Annotated in this window: 1 protein-coding gene; it reads right to left on the reverse strand. The window is 65.2% G+C overall.

Features of this window, described 5'->3' with window-relative positions:
- Nucleotides 1-158 precede the first annotated feature (158 nt).
- Nucleotides 159-1,073, reverse strand: a 915-nt coding sequence (locus tag EOD07_RS35430; RefSeq protein WP_164772899.1) for a hydantoinase B/oxoprolinase family protein, incomplete at its 5' end; no start/stop codon positions are given.

Here is a 1,073-nt window from a genome sequence, read left to right on the forward strand (position 1 = left end):
TCGCTGCTGCCAGGAGCAGAAGGGCAGCGTCCGTCGATGGCAGGCGGCGGCTCGATACCGGTCGATCATCATGCATGGCAAACCGCCGGCAAGGCGCTCCCTCCGCCAAATCAATGGTCTGGAATTCCAGCTTTCTGCCGATTCCGCGCCTGTTGGAATCAAACCGCCCTGAGGGCGGCTGTACGGGCTTCGTCGACTTTGAGCAGGCCAGGCTCGTCGGCATCGGTCAGAACCACCTTGTAGACCGTTTCAGCGTCCTCGCGGCTCAGCCAGCCGCGATTGACGGTCGCCGCGACACGCTTCGGATCGCGCTTCAGCGGATCGCCGTAACCGCCGCCACCGCAGGCGGTGAACTCGATGCGGGCGCCGTCCTCGATCGTCTCTTCGCTGAAAGCGGGCAGCACGATCTTCTCGCCGGCCCTAAGCTTGATCGTCTCGCTCTCCTTGCCGTCGCCGCCGCCCAGCACGCCGCGCGGCGGGAAGCTGGTGCCGTCGGCCGCGTAGACGATCGTCATGTCGTGGTCGAGCGGATAAAAGACGCCGCCGGTCGCCGGTGCGCCCTCGAACTCTCCGAAACCTTGCGATCCAGGCAGAACGCCGCGCCGCTCGATGACGATCGGATACATCGACTCGTCGACCTCGACCGAGTCGAGCTGGATCAGGCCGGCATTGGCCGGGCCGCAATAGGTGAGCCAGCCGTCGAAGCCGTGGCGGGCACCGCCGCCGGCATAGCCGACGAAGACCTGGTTGACATAGGACTTGCCGTGCTTGAACGGATCCTCGCCCGAGATGACGCCGACGCCGGCCGGCAGGTGCGAGCCGCTCTCCGCCTGGCCGTAAGGCGCGCCCATGCGCGAGAAGACGCAATTGCCGGCAATCATCAGCCGGTCGTTGACATTGGTGGTGGCGACCGAAGTGCCGACCGGATATTTCGGCTTGCCGATGGCGCTGCCTTCGCGCAACAGCACCTTGATCTGCGACTTCGCGCCCTCATTGTGCGGGATGCTCTCGTCGAGATTGTTGAAGACGCCGATCCGGCAGGAGCCGGTGGCGGTGTTCTCGGACAGATTGAG

The sequence above is a fragment of the Mesorhizobium sp. M2C.T.Ca.TU.002.02.1.1 genome (genome assembly GCF_003997225.1).